This window comes from Rossellomorea sp. DUT-2, assembly GCF_052665285.1.
Genome location: NZ_JBQPEO010000005.1, coordinates 261,487 through 282,168 on the forward strand (window position 1 = coordinate 261,487; position 20,682 = coordinate 282,168).

General features: G+C 32.8%; 19 protein-coding genes. 17 read left to right on the forward strand and 2 right to left on the reverse strand.

Annotation, left to right across the window (positions count from 1 at the left end; translation table 11 throughout):
• Positions 1-237 precede the first annotated feature (237 nt).
• The 17 genes from ACOSV2_RS19140 (at position 238) to ACOSV2_RS19220 (ending at position 18,709) form a co-directional block, all read left to right on the forward strand.
• Positions 238-378: a hypothetical protein gene (locus ACOSV2_RS19140; RefSeq protein WP_428976490.1), complete on the forward strand. Its 141-nt coding sequence runs from the start codon at positions 238-240 to the stop codon at positions 376-378.
• Positions 379-466: 88 nt separating this feature from the next.
• Positions 467-2,287, forward strand: coding sequence for a polysaccharide biosynthesis protein (locus tag ACOSV2_RS19145; RefSeq protein ID WP_428976491.1), 1,821 nt, complete (start codon positions 467-469; stop codon positions 2,285-2,287).
• A 12-nt stretch (positions 2,288-2,299) separates the two neighbouring features.
• On the forward strand, positions 2,300-3,187 hold the full coding sequence (gene galU / locus ACOSV2_RS19150; RefSeq protein ID WP_428976492.1) for a UTP--glucose-1-phosphate uridylyltransferase GalU: 888 nt from the start codon (positions 2,300-2,302) through the stop codon (positions 3,185-3,187).
• 341 nt (positions 3,188-3,528) lie between these two features.
• Entirely contained in the window at positions 3,529-4,158 is a 630-nt protein-coding gene (locus ACOSV2_RS19155) for a sugar transferase (protein WP_428976493.1), read from the forward strand.
• Positions 4,155-5,012 (forward strand): NAD-dependent epimerase/dehydratase family protein, encoded by an 858-nt coding sequence (locus ACOSV2_RS19160; protein ID WP_428976494.1) that lies wholly within the window; start codon positions 4,155-4,157, stop codon positions 5,010-5,012. Before ACOSV2_RS19155 ends, ACOSV2_RS19160 begins: the two co-directional genes overlap by 4 nt.
• A 20-nt stretch (positions 5,013-5,032) precedes the next feature.
• Positions 5,033-6,277, forward strand: a complete 1,245-nt coding sequence (locus ACOSV2_RS19165) for a glycosyltransferase family 4 protein (protein WP_428976495.1) — start codon at positions 5,033-5,035, stop codon at positions 6,275-6,277.
• Complete coding sequence (locus ACOSV2_RS19170) at positions 6,270-7,292, forward strand: polysaccharide biosynthesis protein (protein ID WP_428976496.1); 1,023 nt, start codon at positions 6,270-6,272, stop codon at positions 7,290-7,292. The genes ACOSV2_RS19165 and ACOSV2_RS19170 overlap by 8 nt, the downstream gene beginning before the upstream one ends.
• Positions 7,289-8,398 (forward strand): capsular polysaccharide biosynthesis protein CapF, encoded by a 1,110-nt coding sequence (locus ACOSV2_RS19175; RefSeq protein WP_428976497.1) that lies wholly within the window; start codon positions 7,289-7,291, stop codon positions 8,396-8,398. Before ACOSV2_RS19170 ends, ACOSV2_RS19175 begins: the two co-directional genes overlap by 4 nt.
• Positions 8,399-8,401: 3 nt before the next feature.
• Positions 8,402-9,526 carry a non-hydrolyzing UDP-N-acetylglucosamine 2-epimerase gene (wecB, locus tag ACOSV2_RS19180; RefSeq protein ID WP_428976498.1) on the forward strand — a complete coding sequence of 375 codons (1,125 nt, stop codon included), beginning with the start codon at positions 8,402-8,404 and terminating at the stop codon, positions 9,524-9,526.
• A gap of 22 nt (positions 9,527-9,548) precedes the next feature.
• Positions 9,549-10,154, forward strand: coding sequence for a CatB-related O-acetyltransferase (locus tag ACOSV2_RS19185; RefSeq protein WP_428976499.1), 606 nt, complete (start codon positions 9,549-9,551; stop codon positions 10,152-10,154).
• 3 nt (positions 10,155-10,157) lie between these two features.
• On the forward strand, positions 10,158-11,315 hold the full coding sequence (locus tag ACOSV2_RS19190) for a glycosyltransferase (RefSeq protein ID WP_428976500.1): 1,158 nt from the start codon (positions 10,158-10,160) through the stop codon (positions 11,313-11,315).
• Positions 11,316-11,340: 25 nt separating this feature from the next.
• On the forward strand, positions 11,341-12,573 hold the full coding sequence (locus tag ACOSV2_RS19195) for an O-antigen ligase family protein (RefSeq protein WP_428976501.1): 1,233 nt from the start codon (positions 11,341-11,343) through the stop codon (positions 12,571-12,573).
• 278 nt (positions 12,574-12,851) lie between these two features.
• Positions 12,852-13,937, forward strand: coding sequence for a glycosyltransferase family 4 protein (locus tag ACOSV2_RS19200; RefSeq protein ID WP_428976502.1), 1,086 nt, complete (start codon positions 12,852-12,854; stop codon positions 13,935-13,937).
• Between the two features lie 15 nt (positions 13,938-13,952).
• On the forward strand, positions 13,953-15,182 hold the full coding sequence (locus ACOSV2_RS19205) for a polysaccharide pyruvyl transferase family protein (protein WP_428976503.1): 1,230 nt from the start codon (positions 13,953-13,955) through the stop codon (positions 15,180-15,182).
• Between the two features lie 94 nt (positions 15,183-15,276).
• Complete coding sequence (locus tag ACOSV2_RS19210; protein WP_428976504.1) at positions 15,277-16,794, forward strand: MATE family efflux transporter; 1,518 nt, start codon at positions 15,277-15,279, stop codon at positions 16,792-16,794.
• A gap of 63 nt (positions 16,795-16,857) precedes the next feature.
• Positions 16,858-18,024 (forward strand): nucleotide sugar dehydrogenase, encoded by a 1,167-nt coding sequence (locus ACOSV2_RS19215; RefSeq protein WP_428976505.1) that lies wholly within the window; start codon positions 16,858-16,860, stop codon positions 18,022-18,024.
• A 289-nt stretch (positions 18,025-18,313) separates the two neighbouring features.
• Complete coding sequence (locus ACOSV2_RS19220) at positions 18,314-18,709, forward strand: hypothetical protein (RefSeq protein ID WP_428976506.1); 396 nt, start codon at positions 18,314-18,316, stop codon at positions 18,707-18,709.
• Positions 18,710-18,805: 96 nt separating this feature from the next.
• Here ACOSV2_RS19220 and ACOSV2_RS19225 read toward each other — a convergent pair whose 3' ends face one another.
• On the reverse strand, positions 18,806-19,510 hold the full coding sequence (locus ACOSV2_RS19225) for a toxin regulator (protein WP_428976507.1): 705 nt from the start codon (positions 19,508-19,510) through the stop codon (positions 18,806-18,808).
• Positions 19,511-19,708: 198 nt separating this feature from the next.
• On the reverse strand, positions 19,709-20,449 hold the full coding sequence (locus ACOSV2_RS19230) for a DUF1643 domain-containing protein (RefSeq protein WP_428976508.1): 741 nt from the start codon (positions 20,447-20,449) through the stop codon (positions 19,709-19,711).
• Positions 20,450-20,682: the final 233 nt, after the last annotated feature.

A 20,682-nucleotide genomic window follows, 5' to 3' on the forward strand; every position in this document is an offset into this window, starting at 1 on the left:
AGAATTTTGGGAATGTCTCCTTACCGTTATCATTGGAGGCACTCGGTCACGCCGTGGGTGAAGAGGAAACTTCGCCTTAGACGCTCGTCGTCAGTGGTAGGATGTGAGGAAGGGTTAGATGCCCACAAATACCATTATAATAAAAGGTTGTAAATTCTCTAAATGAAAACGCTTTATGTAATTTATTCTTCTATTGGAATAAAAAAGAATAATTGTAAAATCAGGGAGAAACTATAATTGAAAGATTTTAATACATTGTCCAAAAGCATGAAAAAAGCCATAAGATACATCTACCAGGATGCACCGATAGAGCGTCTGGTAGAAATAAGAGCACTAATCAACCAAGCCATTGAAAAAAGATTAAATGATCAAAAGTAAATCTAGATACCTAAGGAAAAGGTATACGGCTGTATCTTTTCCTTAGGTATTTAATTTGTCAAAATAACTTAGAAAAGAAGGGATTTATGTGAGTTATACAAAACGGGTATCATTGTTGATGCTGCTGGATTCATTAATCGTGCTAACAGCCATTTATTTCGGATATTATCTCCTTCATCCAACATTCAGCCTGTACACGTTACCTACACTCGTCTTTAGCTCATGTGCACTACTGGCAAGTCATCATGTATTCGCATTTATTGATCGTCTTTATCAGAAAGCATGGGAATACGCCAGTGTCGGGGAATTGGTTGCGATCATTCGAGCGATTACATTTTCAATCGTGACCACCGGTATTCTTCAGTTTTTTGTGAATGGGAATATATATGTTCGAGTACTAGCAGTCACTTGGATGCTTCATATCATTTTAATAGGTGGATCTCGATTCTCGTGGAGAATGTACAGACACTATTACATAAAGCCTAAACAGGAGAAAAAACGTGCCTTGATCATCGGGGCAGGGTCCGCCGGGTCCATGCTTGTCCGTCAGTTGATAAAGAGTCTGGATACTGATTTACTTCCAGTTGGATTTATTGACGATGACCCTAAAAAAATGAAACTTCAAATTTATGGTGTGACGATACTAGGCCGTACCAAGGATATACCGACATTAGTTGAAAAGCACCAAATTGATAATATAATCATTGCCATCCCTTCTCTTCGCAAGGGTCAAATACAAGAAGTGTATCAACAATGCAGTAAAACTCCTGCAAAAGTACAGATTATGCCTATGATTGAGGATATTGTCTCTGGTAAAGTTTCCGTTAATCAATTCCGAGAAGTGCAGGTGGAAGACCTCCTTGGACGTGAACCGGTTGAGCTTGACACTGATAGTATCTCGAAGAAAATTTCAGGTAAAACAGTACTAGTTACAGGTGCTGGTGGTTCAATCGGCTCAGAGATTTGTCGTCAAGTGAGTAAATTTAAACCTAAGAAACTTTTATTATTAGGACATGGGGAAAACTCTATCTACACCATCGATATGGAGCTAAGAAATAGATATGGAACAGAATTGAAAGTTGTCCCTATCATTGCGGATATACAAGATCGAAACCGTATTTTTGAAGTGTTTGAGGAACATTCCCCCGAGGTTGTGTATCATGCGGCAGCTCATAAGCATGTGCCGTTAATGGAATATAATCCGAAAGAAGCGGTTAAGAACAATGTTATTGGTACAAAGAATGTAGCGGAGGCTGCGGATACATTCGGCGTGAATACGTTCGTTTTAGTTTCTTCTGATAAAGCAGTTAACCCCACAAATGTGATGGGATCTACTAAACGAATTGCAGAAATGGTTATTCAAAACTTGAATAAAGAAAGTCAAACAAACTTTGTTGCAGTTCGCTTCGGGAACGTTTTAGGCAGCAGAGGAAGCGTGATTCCATTATTTAAGAAGCAAATTCAAGCTGGCGGTCCGGTTACGGTTACTCATCCTGACATGACAAGATACTTTATGACGATACCAGAAGCATCACGTTTGGTTATGCAGGCTGGAGCTTTAGCACGTGGTGGAGAAATCTTCGTGCTGGATATGGGCGAACCAGTCAAAATCGTTGACTTGGCAAAAAATCTTATTAAGTTATCCGGTTCTACAGTTGAAGAAATCGGTATTAAGTATGCGGGGATTCGTCCTGGTGAGAAGATGTATGAGGAATTATTGGGTGAGAATGAAGTTCATGGTAAAGCTGTGTTTCCAAAGATTTTTATTGGGAAGACGGTGGAGTTTGAGTATGAGAGAGTTTCGAACTTAGTAGAAAACCATGCTGAGTTTGATCCTGAGTATTTAGCTAATTATGTATTGGAGTTAGCGAATAAGAAAGAACGAGTATTAGTTCAGAATGTAAACTGAGGGGTAGAAGATATGCAAAAAGTGAGAAAAGCGATTATTCCAGCTGCGGGACTTGGAACAAGATTTTTGCCAGCTACGAAAGCTCAACCGAAGGAAATGTTGCCGATTGTAGATAAGCCTACGATTCAATATATTATCGAGGAAGCTGTGGCTTCTGGTATTGAGGATATTATTATTGTGACGGGTCGAGGTAAGAGAGCGATTGAGGATCATTTTGATAAGTCCTATGAACTGGAAGAAACGCTGGCAAAAAAAGGTAAGTATGAACAACTTGAAGAAGTACAGGGGATTTCGAAGTTGGCTAATATTCACTATATCCGTCAGAAGGAACCTCTTGGACTAGGTCATGCAATCTCATGTGCTAGTCGATTTATTGGGGATGAGCCATTTGCGGTATTGCTCGGAGATGATATTGTACATTCTCAAGAGAAACCTTGTTTGAAGCAATTAATCGATGTGTATGAGCGTTATAATTCGTCCGTCATCGGTGTTCAGGAAGTACCTAAGAAGGATGTTTCAAAATATGGTGTGATCTCGATTAATAATAATGGAATTGAGGATGGGGTTTATCATATTCATGATTTGGTTGAGAAGCCGAAGATTGAGGAGGCTCCCTCTAATTATGCGATTATGGGTCGTTATGTTCTGAGGCCGGAAATCTTCACTATTTTAGAAAACCTTACCCCTGGTGCTGGTGGGGAGATTCAGTTAACTGACGCTATAAAAGAGTTGAATCTTATCCAAATGGTTGTGGGATTTGAGTTCGATGGTGTGAGGCATGATGTTGGAGATAAGTTTGGGTTTATAAAAGCTACATTGGATTTTGCGCTTGAGCGTGAGGATTTGCAATCGCAGGTGGTGGCCTATTTGGAGAGTTTGGTTGGTGTCAAAAGGGGTTAAGGGTGAGTTCTTTTACCCCTCTCGTGAAGCGATTTGTTAAATATTTCGGCTTCTCGTGGCTTGTATTGATCTATTTTGTGACGGAAATGTAAAAATATATTTGTTATAACTGAGAAGTTAGAAGAAATAGGTTTCCAAGGGTTCTATTTCTAAGAGCCCTCATTGTTCTATAGGGATTAAGTACCTTAATTATAATGATTGATTTTTAATGTATATTTATTTCGGCCTAATAGATATAAAGAAGGGATTATTATTTAGGGACTTAGTAGTTGGTTGGAATGATTCGGATATTCCAATTAATTCCTAATTAACTAAATGATTTTTTAAGGAGTGTTATAGGCATGTATATGAAAGTGAAAAGATTAATAGATATTATTCTTTCTTTAAGTGGTCTTATATTATTATCCCCGGTTTATTTAATTCTAATTATTGCCATTAAGTTGGACTCAGAAGGGCCAGTTCTTTTTAAGCAGAAGCGTATTGGTATTAACAAGACACATTTCAATATTTTAAAGTTCCGTACTATGAGAATAGATACTCCTAACGACACTCCTACTCATTTATTGGAAAATCCTGAGCAGTTCATTACCAAAATGGGTAAGCTTTTGAGAAAGACCTCACTTGATGAGTTACCTCAGATTTGGAATATTTTTGTCGGACAAATGAGTATCATTGGGCCAAGACCAGCATTATGGAACCAATATGACCTTATTGCTGAACGAGAAAAGTATGGTGCTAATGATGTTCCACCTGGTTTAACTGGGTGGGCGCAAATAAATGGCCGTGATGAGCTTCCAATTGAGGTTAAGGCTAAATTAGATGGTGAGTATGTAGATAAACTTGGTATTTGGATAGACGTTAAGTGTTTCTTAGGAACAATAATTAGCGTTGTAAAGAGTGATGGTGTTATAGAAGGTGGAACTGGTCCCAAAAAGGAAGTTGCTAGTAGTAAGGAGAGTACTTCTAAATGAAAAAAATTCTTATAACAGGAAAAAATAGCTATGTAGGAAAGAGTTTTAAGAGTTGGCTTGGAAATTATCCTGATAAGTATTCAATAGATTTTATTAGTCTTAGAGAAAATTCATGGAAAGAAGAAGACTTCTCTGTTTATGATGTAGTGCTTCATGTGGCTGGAATTGCTCATGTCTCAACAGATCCGAAAATGGAAGATATATATTATAAAGTGAATAGGGATTTAACAATAGAAACTGCTGAAAAGGCAAAGGCTGAAGGTGTAAAGCAGTTTATTTTTATGAGTAGTATTATTGTATATGGTGATAGTAGTAGTGAACAAAGAGTGATTGATAAAAATACAAAACCTACTCCTAGTAATTTTTATGGAAATAGTAAACTGCAGGCTGAAGAAGGTATTAAATCTTTAAATAGTGAAAACTTCAGAATAGCTATTATCAGACCACCAATGATTTATGGGAAGAATTCAAAAGGTAATTACCCTAAACTTGCTAAAGCAGCTCAGATACTACCATTATTTCCTGATGTAGATAATAAGCGTAGTATGCTGCATATTGATAATCTTAGTGAATTTATTAGGCTGATAGTTGATCATGAAGAAAGTGGATTATTCTTTCCACAAAATAAAGAATATGTTAGCACCAGTGAAATGGTAAAGGTTATTGCTGGATTTCACAGTAAGAATATTAAATTGACAAAGATGTTCAATCCACTTCTTAACCTGATAGGAATTAAATTTGGAATTGTCAACAAAGTGTTTGGGAATTTGGTATACGAAAAAAGTATGAGTTTATATAAAGAAAATTATCAAGTAAGAGATTTTCGTAAAACAATAGAATTGACGGAGAAATAATGATGGAGGGTTGAAGAAATATGAAAAAGCATATTTTAGTTATATCACAATATTTCTACCCTGAACAATTTAGGATAAATGATATATGTACTGAATGGGTGAAAAAAGGTTATAAAGTTACTGTTATTACTGGTATTCCAAATTATCCGCAAGGGAAATATTTTAAAGGGTATGGACTTTTAAAGAAAAGAAAAGAGACATACAACGGGATAAGTATTATTAGAATCCCGCTGGTTCCAAGAGGGAATAATTCAATAATGCTTGCCTTGAATTATATTTCATTTGTGGTCACAGGATTATTTTGGAATGTATTCACAAAAATAAAAGCAGACTATGTCTTTATATTCGAAGTATCTCCGATGACTCAAGCCTTACCTGGTGTATGGTACGCAAAAAAAAGAAAGATACCATGTTACTTATATGTTCAAGATCTTTGGCCAGAAAATGTTGAGATTATCACAGGAATTAAGAATAAATATGTTATTGGTGCCATTGGTAAGATGGTTGATTATATATATAAACATTGCACTAAAATCTTCACAACATCAAATAGTTTTGTAGATTCGATTGTAAAGCGTAATGTGAATAGACATAAAGTAGAGTACTGGCCACAATATGCGGAAGAGTTCTATAGGCCTCTGAACAAAAAAAGTATTGTTGAAATTCCAAGTGATGATGCATTAAATGTAATATTTGCTGGTAATATCGGGAATGCTCAAGGTTTAGATATCTTACCAAAAGCTGCTTTACTAATTAAAGAAAAGCAATTAAATAGAAAAATTCGATTTAATATAGTTGGAGACGGACGATATAAAGAAACTTTAGTTAAAATGGTTGATTCAAAAAATGTATCGGAAATGTTTAATTTTATCGAAAAACAACCGGCATACAGAATCCCTGAATTTATGGCTGCTTGTGATGCCGCTTTCCTTAGTTTAACAAATAGCCCTCTTTTCTCTATGACAATTCCTGCAAAGTTACAATCATATATGGCTTGTGGAATTCCAATAATTGCATCTGCAGAAGGTGAAACATGTCAGATTGTTAAAGATTCAGGTGCTGGTTTTTCTAGTCCTGCAGGTGATGCAGAGAAACTATCAGAGGTTTTCATTGAATTGTTAACCAAAACTGATGAAGAATTAATACAGTTGGGTCAAAATGCTAAAAACTACTACGATTGTAACTTTAACAAAGAGGATTTGTTAAATAGAATGGATTCGCACTTAAGAGATAATCATAAATTGGAGGAAAAACAAATTGTTTAAAAATAAGACACTACTAATAACCGGTGGTACTGGTTCTTTCGGTAATGCTGTTATGAAAAGATTTTTAAATACAGATATCAAAGAAATTAGAATATTTTCACGAGACGAAAAAAAACAAGATGATATGCGAAAAGTTTATAAAAATGAAAAACTTAAATTCTACATAGGAGATGTAAGAGACTTGTCAAGTGTTAAGAATGCTATGCATGGTGTAGATTACATATTCCACGCAGCTGCATTAAAGCAAGTTCCTTCTTGTGAATTCTTTCCTTTGGAAGCTGTTAAAACTAACGTAATTGGAACGGAGAACGTTCTTAACGGAGCTATTGAAAGTGGTGTTAAAAAAGTTATTTGCCTATCTACTGATAAAGCTGCTTATCCAATTAATGCAATGGGAATTTCTAAAGCAATGATGGAAAAGGTGTTTGTAGCCAAGGCGAAAACGGTAGATCCAGAAAGAACTTTAATTTGTGGGACTCGATATGGAAATGTGATGGCTTCAAGAGGTTCTGTAATTCCATTATTTATTGAACAGATTAAAAGTGGCCAACCCATGACGGTTACTGATCCTAATATGACAAGATTCCTTATGAGTTTGGAAGAGGCTGTAGAGCTTGTGGTATTTGCTTTTGAAAATGCAGAAGCAGGGGATATTATGGTGCAAAAATCACCAGCATCAACTATTGGAGAATTGGCGCAGGCACTTAAGGAATTATTTAATGTTGATAATGAAATAAAAGTAATTGGTACCCGTCATGGTGAAAAACTATATGAAACATTGCTTACAAGAGAAGAGCATGTAGTTGCAAAAGATTTAGGTGGATTTTATCGAGTCCCTGCGGATCAAAGAGATCTTAACTATGAAAAGTATTTTGAAGAAGGGGATCAAAAGTTATCTTCTGAAGATGAATATAACTCTCATAACACAGAGCGATTAAAAATTGAGGCGATTAAAGATAGGCTTTTAATGCTTGATTATGTTCATGAAGAGTTGAAAGGTTGGCATAGAAGATGAACATATTAGTAACTGGATCAAAAGGTTTTATTGGTAAAAATCTTATAGCTGAATTAAGAAATCGTAACTATACAGATATCTATGAATATAGTAGGGACACAGATCCAGCTCTACTCAATGAGTATTGTAAAAATGCGGATTTTGTATTTCATCTTGCAGGAGTAAATCGACCAAAAGATCAATCTGAATTTATGGATGGAAACTATGGTTTTACATCTACACTATTAGAAACTCTAAAAAAGCACCGAAACAACTGTCCAGTAATGATTTCATCTTCTATTCAAGCCAGATTAGAAAACCCTTATGGTATCAGTAAAAAAGCAGGCGAAGATTTACTATTTCAATACAGTAAGCAAACAGGAGCAAAAGTACTGGTGTATCGTTTCCCAAATGTTTTTGGAAAGTGGTGTAAACCAAATTATAATAGTGCAATCGCTACTTTTTGTCACAATATCGCTAACGGTTTACCTATAAATATAAATGATCCGAACGTCAAGATGAGTCTAGTATATATTGATGATGTTATTGTTGAGCTTATAAATGCTCTAAATTGTAATGAAAATAAAGTTGATGATTTTTGTGAGGTTCCAGTAGTTCACACTATTACTCTAGGTGAAATTGTTGATTTAATTTATTCTTTTAAACAAAGTCGAGAAGAACGAACTATACCTGATATGTCTAATTCACTTTCTAAAAGTTTGTATAGTACTTATTTGAGTTATTTGCCAGAACACCAATTTAGTTATGAACTAAAAATGAATGCAGATAATAGAGGTTCATTCACAGAGTTTATTAAGACTCCAGAAAGAGGCCAAGTTTCAGTTAACATTTCTAAACCCGGCATTACAAAAGGTAACCATTGGCACCATACAAAAAATGAAAAGTTTTTAGTTGTTAGTGGACATGGAGTTATTCGCTTTAGAAAAATTGATTCAAGTGAAGTTATTGAATATTTTGTCAGTGGAGACAGATTGGAAGTAGTTGATATACCTACGGGATATACACATAACATTGAGAATCTTGGTGACACAGATATGGTCACAATTATGTGGGCGAATGAACTGTTTGATCCTGAAAAAGCGGATACATACTACCTGGAGGTTTAACATATGAAAAAATTAAAAGTTATGACAGTCGTTGGTACAAGACCAGAAATTATAAGACTGTCGGCTGTTTTAAATAAATTAGAAGAATCAAATGCAATAGAGCATACACTAGTTCATACAGGGCAAAATTATGATTATGAATTAAATGAAGTATTCTTTAAAGATTTTAATTTGAAGCAACCAGACTATTTTCTTAATGCAGCTACCGGAACTGCTGTAGAAACAATTGGTAATATCCTTGTTAAAATCGATCCAATTATGGAAGAAGTCCAACCAGAGGCTTTATTAGTACTAGGTGATACCAATAGCTGCTTATGTGCAATAGCTGCAAAGAGAAGACAGATTCCGATATTCCATATGGAAGCTGGAAATAGATGCTATGATCAAAGGGTGCCAGAAGAAACAAATAGAAAAATTGTTGATCATACAGCAGATATTAATTTAACGTATAGTGATATTGCTAGAGAGTATCTTTTAAAAGAAGGGCTACCTGCAGATAGAATCATTAAAACTGGAAGTCCTATGTTTGAAGTTCTCAACTCAAGAAAAGTCGATATTGAAAAATCAGATGTTTTAGGAAGAATGAAACTTGAAGAAGGGAAATATTTTTTAGTTTCAGCCCATAGAGAAGAAAATATTAGTTCAGAGACTAATTTTCTAGATTTAGTAGATAGTTTAAATGGGATAGCTGAGAAATATAATTTCCCTGTTATTATAAGTACTCATCCGAGAACTAGAAATATGATTAATTCTAAAGGAATAGAATTTAACCCTTTAGTAAAGACATTAAAGCCATTAGGGTTTAATGATTATGTAAAACTTCAAATTAAAGCTAAAGCAGTTTTAAGCGATAGTGGAACGATAAATGAAGAGTCTTCCATTCTAGGTTTTAGAGCTTTAAATATAAGGCAAGCTCATGAAAGGCCAGAGGCAATGGAAGAAGCATCAGTGATGATGGTTGGTTTAAAGAAAGAGAGAATTTTACAAGGGATCCATATATTAGAAAAACAACAAAAAAACACTTTAAGAATTGTTAGCGATTATACTATGCCTAATGTGTCAGAGAAGGTACTTAGAATAATATTATCATATACAGACTATGTAAATAGGGTCGTTTGGAGAAAGTGAAATATCTGTAATGGAGGCATAAATGAAAAAACTTTATTTATTGGCAAAACTCATAAAGAAAATTCAAATCCCTGCAATCAGAAATTCTAAAATTGATAAGACGGCCAGAGTATGTTCTGCTTCTCATGTTATAAATACTAAGTTAGGAAGGTATTCCTATATAGGTAATTCTTGTACCGTTGTTAATGTAACAATAGGAAGCTTTAGCTCAATTGCCGATAATTGTATTATTGGTGGTGCAAGTCATCCTATAGATTGGGTCTCAAGTTCACCTGTTTTCCATGAAGGACGTAATATAATGAAGAAAAACTTTTCATCTCATGAGTATAAAACCGTGGAAGAGACAGTTATTGGAAGTGATGTTTGGATTGGTAATAACTGTTTGATAAAAAGCGGTGTAAAAATAGAAAATGGAGCAGTTATTGGTATGGGTTCAGTCCTTACCAAAAATGTTGGAGCATATGAAATTTGGGCGGGTAATCCAGCAAAAATAGTACGTAAACGTTTTGATGACGATGTGATAGAAAAGTTTTTAGAGAGCAATTGGTGGGAATGGGAAGATAATTCATTAACAAATGAAGCTCAGTATTTTAATGACGTTAAAAATTTTTTGAAGTTAGGAGAATAAATTTTGAAAGTATTACATGTATGCTTAGCATCTTTTTATATCGATAATTATTCATATCAGGAAAATATGTTGCCAAAGCATCATAAACAAATGGGATTAGATGTAGAAATACTAGCTTCTCTTGTGTCTTTTGATAAGGATGGTAACAGTTGCTTATTAAAATCAGGTGGTTCTTATATTAATGAATATGATATTCCAGTTACTAGATTAGATTATAAAAAGTCAAAGTTTAGCAAAAGATTACGCCAATACGAAGGTACATTTGAAGCAATCAAAAAGTCTAGACCTAATATAATTTTCATACATGGCTGTCAATTTTATGATATAAAATATGTAGTCAAATACGTAAAAGAAAATCCATTGGTGAAAGTGTTTGTTGATAATCATGCGGACTTTTCAAATAGCGCTAAGAATTGGATATCCAAAAATTTTCTTCATAAAATTATATGGAAACACTGTGCGTGGAAGATAGAGCCTTATACGACAAAATTTTATGGAGTGTTGCCAGCTAGAGTAGACTTTCTAGTAAATATGTATAAGTTACCAGAAGAAAAAGTAGAGCTGTTGGTTATGGGTGCTGATGATGATGAAGTAGAAAAAGCAAAAAGTGAAAATTCAAAACAAATAATCCGAAATAAATATGGCATTGAAAAGAAAGACTTTTTAGTCATGACGGGTGGGAAAATAGACCATGCAAAAAAACAAACTCTACTGTTAATGCAAGCTATAAAAGAAATTAATAATGATAATATTAAACTAATTGTTTTTGGTTCGGTTGTAAATGATTTAAAGGAACAAGTAAATGAATTTTGTGACGGTAAAAGGGTCCAATTCATTGGTTGGCTTGAAAATCATGAAAGCTATAAACATCTAGCTTCAGCGGATTTAGTTGTATTTCCTGGACGGCATTCAGTCCTATGGGAACAAACTGTAGGCTTAGGAAAGCCCATTGTCGTTAAATATTGGGAAGGAACTACACACGTTGACCTAGGAGGAAACTGTAATTTTTTATATGAAGATTCAATTGATGAAATTAAGTTAGTAATTAAGGAATTATATAATAATAACGATCAATTTTTAAGCATGAAAGAAGTCGCCGAACAGAAGGGTATACATGAATTTTCATACAAGGATATTTCTAAGAGATGCATACAGTATTGAACGTGTAAAGTTGGTGTATTAAATTATGTATTTATATATCTTAATATTCTTAACAGAATTGTATCCTGTAGTAAACAATCTGTTAAATATTACTTATAATAGTACCGTTTATAGGGCAATATCAATTCTTACTTTTGTAATAATAATATTATTATTTCTAAGAGATATAATAATTAAGAAAACTATTTCCAAAAAGCTTGTTATGATCATTTTAATAGCTTTTATCTTGGTTTCCTCTATACTATTGTCAATATCTATTTATGGGAATGTTGATAGTTTTGCGAAAACCAAGTATTTAACAGTGGTGATAAGAGCAGTTCCAATGATATTCCTTGCTTCAATTCTGGTTAATAAACCTAAAAGCTGGCAATTGGGAAAATTGAAATTAATAAATATTTTAATTTCAATATCGCTATTAAAATACCTATATCTAAATAAATCATCATTTTTTTTAGCCCACACATTAAACTTCGGTGGAGTTAATTATAATGATTTTTCTTACATTGCTGCTCTAAATATAGCATTGAGCTATGTCCTCCTATTTGATTTATATGTAAATAATACAACTAGAAAAGCACAACAAAGCATTTTGGTGTTAACAAGCATAGTTATATCATATACAGCTTTATTTTTCTCAGGTGGTAGGGGAGCAATGGTACTAAGCATAGTTTTCCTATTTTTATTCATTTTTAATGTAGTAAAGCAAACAAAAATCAATATTAAAAAGGCAAGTAAACTAGTGTTTATTGTATCATTATTACTAGTTAGTGTAACTTTCATTGTTCTTAACAATGAGACTCTAAAGGACGGTATTTTTCGTGGTTTTAGTTTCTTGAATTTTAGTGGTGGTGGCTTAATCGATTGGGAAAATACATCTGGACGATTATTTATATATAGGGATTCATTAGAGCTTATTCAAAATAGCCCTTTTTGGGGTCATGGAATTGGATCTGTTTATTTGATTCACCCTTCTGCACATTTTTCTCACAATTTATTTTTAGATTTATTTATAGATGGTGGAGTATTTTTAATATTTTTTAGTATAATACTTATCATTTACGTATTAAAAAAATCGATTAAAAATTCATGTGATATTAAATATTATTTTTCTCTTAGTTTATTTTTGTTTTCCTTTATAAATTTACTTTCTGGAAGTAATTACTTAATTGAACCAATATTGTGGTTTTCCCTTACCTATATTCTTTTGTTAAATAACAAATATGAAAAGGAAGTTATACCAGCAAAAGCTCAACTATAGAGTTATTACTTAAAAATGGTCTCTAAAGTTACTCTAAATTTTCTTAGACTTAGGTAGTCAGATTATTATAAATTTTATTTTCAAACTATTCCAGCTGGAAATTAAAACACTATTAAATTTAAGTAGTATTAAATGGAAGTCAAGCTATTTTTCATTTTATAGTGAATCCTGAAAAGAATTAGTTCAATTTATAAATTTATTTCACAAAAATAATCTATATTAGTTAATTAAGGTTTCAGGTGGCTCAAGTTGAACGATAAATTCATAAGTAGGTGTTTATGTTGAAAAATATTGCTTTTTTGGTTTCTTCAGCTGCAACTGGTGGTGGGATACAAAAATCGTTATCATTAATATCAAAAGCACTGAATAATGAAAAGTTTTCAGTTACAATAATATCACTATTTGATTATGAAGAGACTAAATATGACTTTGGTCCTAAAACTACATTTTTGAAAGGATCATTGAAAGGAAATGTGGATCTAAAAAAAGTATTTTTCAAAACATACTTTCAGTGCAAAAGACTTCTTTCATCTGCACATTTTGACACACTTGTAATTGAAGGGGTGGGCCTTGTCCCTTTCATACCAACTAAGTTTTTGAAAGACAAGTCATTGAAAGTTGTAGTCCGTGACCATACCGGTATGAGCAATTATAGTAGATATGGCTTAAGTTGGTTAGGTCTAAAGCAAACGATGAAGTATTCTGATAGATTCGTTGTTTTGACAGAGGAAAATGAGCGAGAGTATGCGGAAATATTTAATGGCGAAAAAAATAAAATTAAAACCATTCCTAATGCACTTGATCCTAACATTAAAAACTCACCGTATAATAATAATAGTAAAAAGATTCTGTATGTTGGGAGATTAAGTTATGAGAAGGGTGCCGATTTACTGGTTGAATCATTTGGCAAAGCTTTGGATTTAATTAATGATGATGAATGGCAATTAGATATATATGGTTCAGGGCCTGAAATGGATAATATCCAAAAGCAGATATCCCAACAAAACTTAAATACTAGAATAAATTTAAAAGGGTACAACAGAAATATATATAGTACTTACAAAGAATACTCCTTTTTAGTTGTACCATCCAGATTTGAGTCATTTGGACTGATATTGTTAGAAGCATTAAAGGTAGGAATTCCAGTTATAGCTTTTGATTGTAATTATGGCCCTAGGAGTATAATAAGAGATAAGGAAAATGGTCTTCTCGTACCCCAAAACGATATCAATGAATTTTCAAAAGCAATTAGTAAGTTAATATTAAATAAAGATTTAAGAATATCTCTTTCAAATAATAAAAATACTTATTTGGATAAGTATAATTATAGAAATGTAATAAGTGAGTGGGAAACATTACTTTAAGAAATAGGTGGAAATATGAAAGTAATCTTTATAAGTAGATATGGTAGTAAGAATTTAGGTGACGAATTAATTGTACGTGAGCTAGAAAAATTATTAATAGATTATACAGAAGCGATATACAGGTTTGATTATAATTTATCATTTTATAATACTTTAGATGAATCTTTTCAATATAGTCAACATCATCCCAAATCTACAAAGAAAAAGAAAAGTAATTATTTAAAATTTATATATAGAAAATATTTAAGGAAAACCTTTATGATTTCAGTCTTTAGAGATTACCTTAATAAGAAAAAAGCAATTAATAATAAAAATTTAGCTACATATCGTGAAAAAATAGAGGATGTTGATGCTTTAATTATTGGTGGGGGAAATGCCATATTTGATACAGAAAAATACTCATCATCAGCATTCTATTTTGGTTTAATATTGAAAGAAGCTAAAAAGAGAGGGTTACCTATTTTTGTGATAAACGTAGGTATTGGTCCTTTCGAAACTAAATCTCAAATTAATAATACTATTGAAGTACTGAATATGGCCGATTATGTAACTGTAAGAGATAAAAAGTCATATGATCTTATTAGTGATTTAAATAAAGGTCAAAGGAAGTTATTTCAAACAGTTGATCCAGTAATTTTCTTACAGAACATTGACAAATTAAAGGGCGAAGTAAGAACAATCGGTATTAATGTTATGGATATAAGGTTGGCAGAATATACAGATGATACTTACCAGGAATATCTATTTAATTTAGAGAAATTAATAAATTATTACCTTGAAAATACCAATTACAAAATTTCGGTGTTTTGTACTGAGAAGTTGGATGTTAAAGCTATAGAGGACTTAAGACTAAAAGTAAATACCAATAGTAGTAGATTGCAATTTGAGAATTTTATGGATCTACAGAATACCTTACTATTATTTGATAAACTAGACTTATTAGTTGGAACTAGAATGCACTCAACTATAGTTGCCTTATCTAAAAATATACCTTTCATTGGGATTAGTTGGCAACAAAAGGTTACCGAATTTTTTAAACTGACGGGGTTTGAAGAAAATATGGTTACTTTGCATGGTTTTATAAGTGATTATTTATGTGTAACTGATAGAGTAGATAATCTAGTAGAAGAGTATAGCATTAATATAAGTAAGATGAACGAAAAAAAAGAAGAGCTGAAATTAATGTTTGACATTAATAGTGAGGTATTGAAACAAATTGAATTATCGACAAAGAATGATAAATAATATTAAATCCTAATGTATTTGTACATAATCTAGTAATTATTACTTAATGTTTAAAAAAGTATTTTAACTCTAGAATAGATGGAAGGAAATTCAAATGAAAGACAATTTGATTTATAATCTAGGGGCGTCTATCCTTACATTTCTTCTAACTGTATTTATTACTTTTTGGATGACTCCCTTGATAATAAATAATTTAGGGACGGAAGCTTACGGGTTTATTCCGCTAACTCAACAAATTATTAGCATTTTGTCGGTTTTAACTTTTGCTCTAAGCTCTGTAATTGCTAGGTTTTTAACGATATCTATTTCACAAGGTAATATTAGAAAAGCAGAAGAGTATTTTAATACTTATTTAGTTTCAACGCTTTTTGGGGCGATATTAATAATAATTATAGTAATGGTAGTAATAAATAAGATAAACAGAGTATTAAATGTACCTGATTATTTATTAATTGATGTAAAACTAGCAATCTTTTTTGGTGGGACTTTAGTTATTATTACATTTGTTAATTCTCTTTTCTTAGCTGGTCCCTTTGCAATGAATAAATTATATATTACTAAAGGTATTGAAGCAATAAATGCTATTACTAAAGCAATTGCTATACTATTATTGTTAACCATATTTTCACCCAAAATATGGTACATAAATTTAGGGGCAATGGTAGCAGGTGCTGTTTCACTGATTACAAGTTTTTACTTTTTTAAGAAGCTCATACCAACAGTATCCGTAAACTTTAAGAGGTTTAATTTTAGCAACTTAAGAGAATTACTAAGTGCCGGTATATGGAATTCAATCGGACAAATTGGTGTTATATTATTTCTTTCAGTTGAGATTATACTTGCGAATATTATTTTCGGTGCATCAAAGGCAGGAGTTTATGGAGCTATGTTACAGCTTCCATTATTATTAAGAACAGTTGCTAATATTACATCTTCCGTATTTGCACCTGTTATAATAAATAATTATGCCAGTAAAAACATAAATTCACTAATAAACTATTGTAATAAATCAGTGAAACTAAATGGTTTATTGATAGCTTTACCAGCAGCTTTAATTTGTGGATTTGCAGGGGTAATATTAAACATTTGGTTAGGACCTGAATTTGTAACACATAAATGGCTTTTAATATTAAATTCCGCATACTTAATTGTTACACTTAGTCCTTTACCTTTAAATCATATATTTACAGCTGTTAATAAACTGATGCTACCAGGCTTAGCAACGATCATATTAGGGGTTATAAACCTTTTGTTAGCTATCCTACTATCTATTTATACTAATCTGGGCCTATACGGTATCGTTTTAGCAGGTGCTATCTCATTAATAGGTAAAAATGTTATTTTTATTCCAATATATAGTTCTGTAGTAACTAATCAACCACTGTGGAAATATTTTGTTGGTATGATATATCCAATTATTGGTGCATTTTTTATTACCATATTAAGTTTTATTTTACAATCTTACTTTCAGATAATAAGTTGGTGGGATTTGGTACTTTCAGGAACAATTATTACTATAGGATATATATTATTTTCTTTTTTCTTGCTCTTTAACAAAGAAGAAAAGAATTATTTGTTAAATATTTATAGAGCTGCAAGAAAAAGAAATTAATTATAGGTTATGTATAGTAATATAAAACATATCATTTAATTTTGCTAGGGTGTGTATAAAGTAATGAAAATTACAATTGCTGGAACAGGATATGTGGGTTTATCAAATGCTATATTACTGGGTCAACACAACGAAGTAATTGCATTAGATATCTTACAAGAAAAAGTAGATATGATAAATAACAAAAGGTCTCCAATAATAGATCATGAGATTGAAGAATTCTTAGCAACAAAAAAATTGAATTTAACCGCAACAACAGACAATTATAAAGCATTTAAAGATGCTGAATATATAATCATCTCTACACCTACCAATTATGATCCTAAAAAGAATTATTTTGATACCAGAACTGTAGAAGCTGTTATTGCTAATGTTGTATCTATAAATCCAAATGCAGTTATGGTTATTAAATCTACAGTCCCGGTAGGTTATACAGAAGCAGTACGAGAAAAATTTGAGACAGAAAATATTATCTTTTCTCCAGAATTTTTAAGAGAAGGTAGAGCATTATATGATAACTTATATCCTTCAAGAATTGTTGTTGGGGAACAGTCTGAAAGAGCAAAAGTTTTTGCTGACTTGTTAGTAGAAGGTGCACTTAAAGAAAATATTGATGTTTTATTTACGAATTCAACAGAGGCTGAAGCTATTAAACTATTTGCAAACACCTATCTAGCAATGAGAGTTGCTTTCTTTAATGAGCTAGACTCTTATGCAGAAATCAGAGGTTTAAATACTAAACAAATTATTGATGGTGTAGGTTTAGACCCCCGAATAGGTGATCATTATAATAATCCTTCATTTGGTTATGGAGGATACTGCCTCCCAAAAGACACGAAGCAATTACTGGCTAACTATGAGGACGTACCAAACAATATCATGACAGCTATAGTTGATGCTAACAGAACAAGAAAAGATCATATTGCAGATATGATAATTAACAGAAATCCTAGGATTGTTGGAATTTATCGACTTACAATGAAAATGGATTCAGATAATTTTAGGCAATCCGCTATACAAGGAGTTATGAAACGAATTAAATCAAAGGGAATTGAAATTGTTGTTTATGAGCCAGCACTTCATGAAGAGAGATTTTATAATTCTAGAGTGGTTAATGATTTTGAAGAATTTAAGAGGATATCAGATGTAATCGTTGCGAATCGATTGTCGGATGATCTAAGCGAAGTAGAGGATAAGGTGTATACTAGGGATTTATTTAGTAGGGATTAGTAATTTCACCCCCCCGAGTTATTGGTTTGGCGGGGTTTATTTGAGATTTTTTATCCTTCAAAAATCTCACCTCTAAAACCGTCCTGACGCTTCCTATGATGAACAGTTTTAAAAAGTATTTGTCAACATTGATTTGAGCCAGAGCGATCACTTCAAAAGTGAGCTAATTTTTCCTAAATTATTACCATATATGGGGAGGAACAGGCGCAAAATTCCCTTTAAGCCCTCGTACCATTTTCATTTTAATTACTTTCATCTTATACTGAAAAACTGGATGAAAGAACTCATAATGATGGAAAGTTCGCTTGAAAAGAGAAAGCAATTATCTGTTGATTTGGTGAATCATCTTCGACACACAGGACAATCTCAAATCCTTCATGATTTAGCCTGCTTATGGGCTCGCTATGACTGTGAAGACTTTGGATCACTTTCTTACATAAAAGAATTGTTGGATAAAGAGGATTTTGATCTGGCAAAAGATTATTATTCCCTATGTCAAAGATATATACAAGCGAGCTCTTTGTGGAAGAAATCTCCTGAGCTATTGGATTATAAGGAATGGTTAGAAGAACAAAAGGCTGTTATGGAACAAAAAACAAAGAAAAATTCGAAAACACAAGGGAAATCTTCTTCGAAAGGGAATGCGAATGCCCAAAAACGTATTTCGAAGAATAAGAAAAAGTGAAAGGGTATACTTTTATTATTGTTTTTTACATTGAAAAAGCCCCAACCTTTTAGGGAAGGGGCTTTAATGAATGAATTTTTTTATTTTATCAAAGTACTACTGCTCGATTTTCTCCACCAACATACCAGGAATGGAAATGTTACCACCCATAGTGGATTCGTATGTTAATAGACCAGAAGATAATCCCATAACGGTAATGTTATCATCTTCTAAGACCCTCTGCTCCACAACACTTGATTCAAATTGAGCAAAGAGAATGGTGTCATAGTCATCATTTACTGCAATTCTAAGTTGGGTAGTGCCGTCACCTTCCATAACTTGAACGACTTTACCGTTAAACTTAACCTTCTCTCCAACAAATTCATCAGGGGTTCGGGCTAGTTGGTCATAAGTAATGCCAGTGTCGTAACCTTTCTTTTCTTTTTCTTCCGCTAATCGCTTTTCTTCGGCTTCTTTCTTGGCTTGAGCTTCAGCAGCTGCTTTTTCTTCGGCTTCTTTTTTGGCTTTTTCAGCTTCCTCTTTAGCCTTTAATTCAGCTTCTTTTTGTTTTCGTTCCGCTTCAGATAATGCAAAGAACGGCTCAGCTTCCTTAACTTTTGCAGAAAGTTCCCTGTTCTTTGACTCAAGATCTTCAGCCGAAACCTTGCTGCTTTCTAGTTGGCTGGTTAGATCAACGATTTCTTCATTTAAAACATCAACAGCTCCCTGTGACGGCCCCATTGACGAACCAATCATCAAAGCGATAAATGCAACTAATATGTATTTCCAACGCAACTTTACAAACTCTTTAAATTTCCCCATGTCTATCTTCCTCTCAGTTTTACGGTGATAAATCACCATATGTTAATCATACACCAAAAAGACTAATAAGAGGATATAAATGTTAATTTTAAGGGTAAATTATCACCGCTTAGAACATGGTGTTTCTCTTAACCTTCTACATAAATGTAAGGGGATCGATGTGAGCAGTAGTTATGTTGGTTAAGTGAAAGGAATGATTTATATAATCAAACTCCCAAATAATTCATTTCGTTTTTCTTTTGTAACGTGAATCAAATCATGCTGAATGGAAAATCTCTGACTCACCTTTTGTGGATGCGGATGTTTAGGATAAATTTGTCGAGTATTCTCTTTTCCGTAGCCAAAGACTTTAAGTTTGTGTTGATTAGTTTGTAGGAGTTCAATTAAAGGATATTCTTTTGTTATCTTTGGAAGTCCATATTTTTGACCATTTTCTCCCCATCCTAAAACGATTGCTTCAGAGTGAGTAAGAGCGTGTTCTATATACGAGAAACAATCGTCATCTAGCAAGAAATCTCCATCATTCGTATTGCTGCCTTTTATGACAGGACTAGTATTAACGACAAAAAGGGTTCCATATCCGTTATGTTTAGCATAATCAATCATGAAATTAACTGTATTGTCCCCAGTTAATTCATCTGCACTGCTAGGGTTCATCATAAACGTTGTAATAGTTGGTAACCGGGCATCCCATGTTCGACTTAGGAAATAGCGTTTCTTAGCTTCATTGTTACTACATTCTCCAACATAATCTGTATGAAAGATGGATGTCCCTGTTCCAAGTCGAATTTTATCTATATTTATATCTGGCAATATAACGGAGTCAGCGTTATTTACTTCCCAATTATTTCTTTCTATCCAATTCTTGAATTCTTCCTGGAAGCTCTCTGGATTGCTAGAGTTTTTTAAATCAATAATAGTGTTTAGTAGGACTTTCAAACAATCAACCCCTTTATTGTATGGATAATTTGAATACTGATCTCCATTTAAGTTGCGTAGCTTGATTCATTCGATGGATGGCTTTTTTCTAAAATTTATTGTACAACACTTATAGGATTATTTTACCATTATTATGAACATCTAGTACATGCCGTGGGGACAGGTTCCTTGGCTTTTTTTGTTGTTAGGTCTAGGGTTCATGTCCTTCTAGCTCCTATAGTGAAAATAAATAA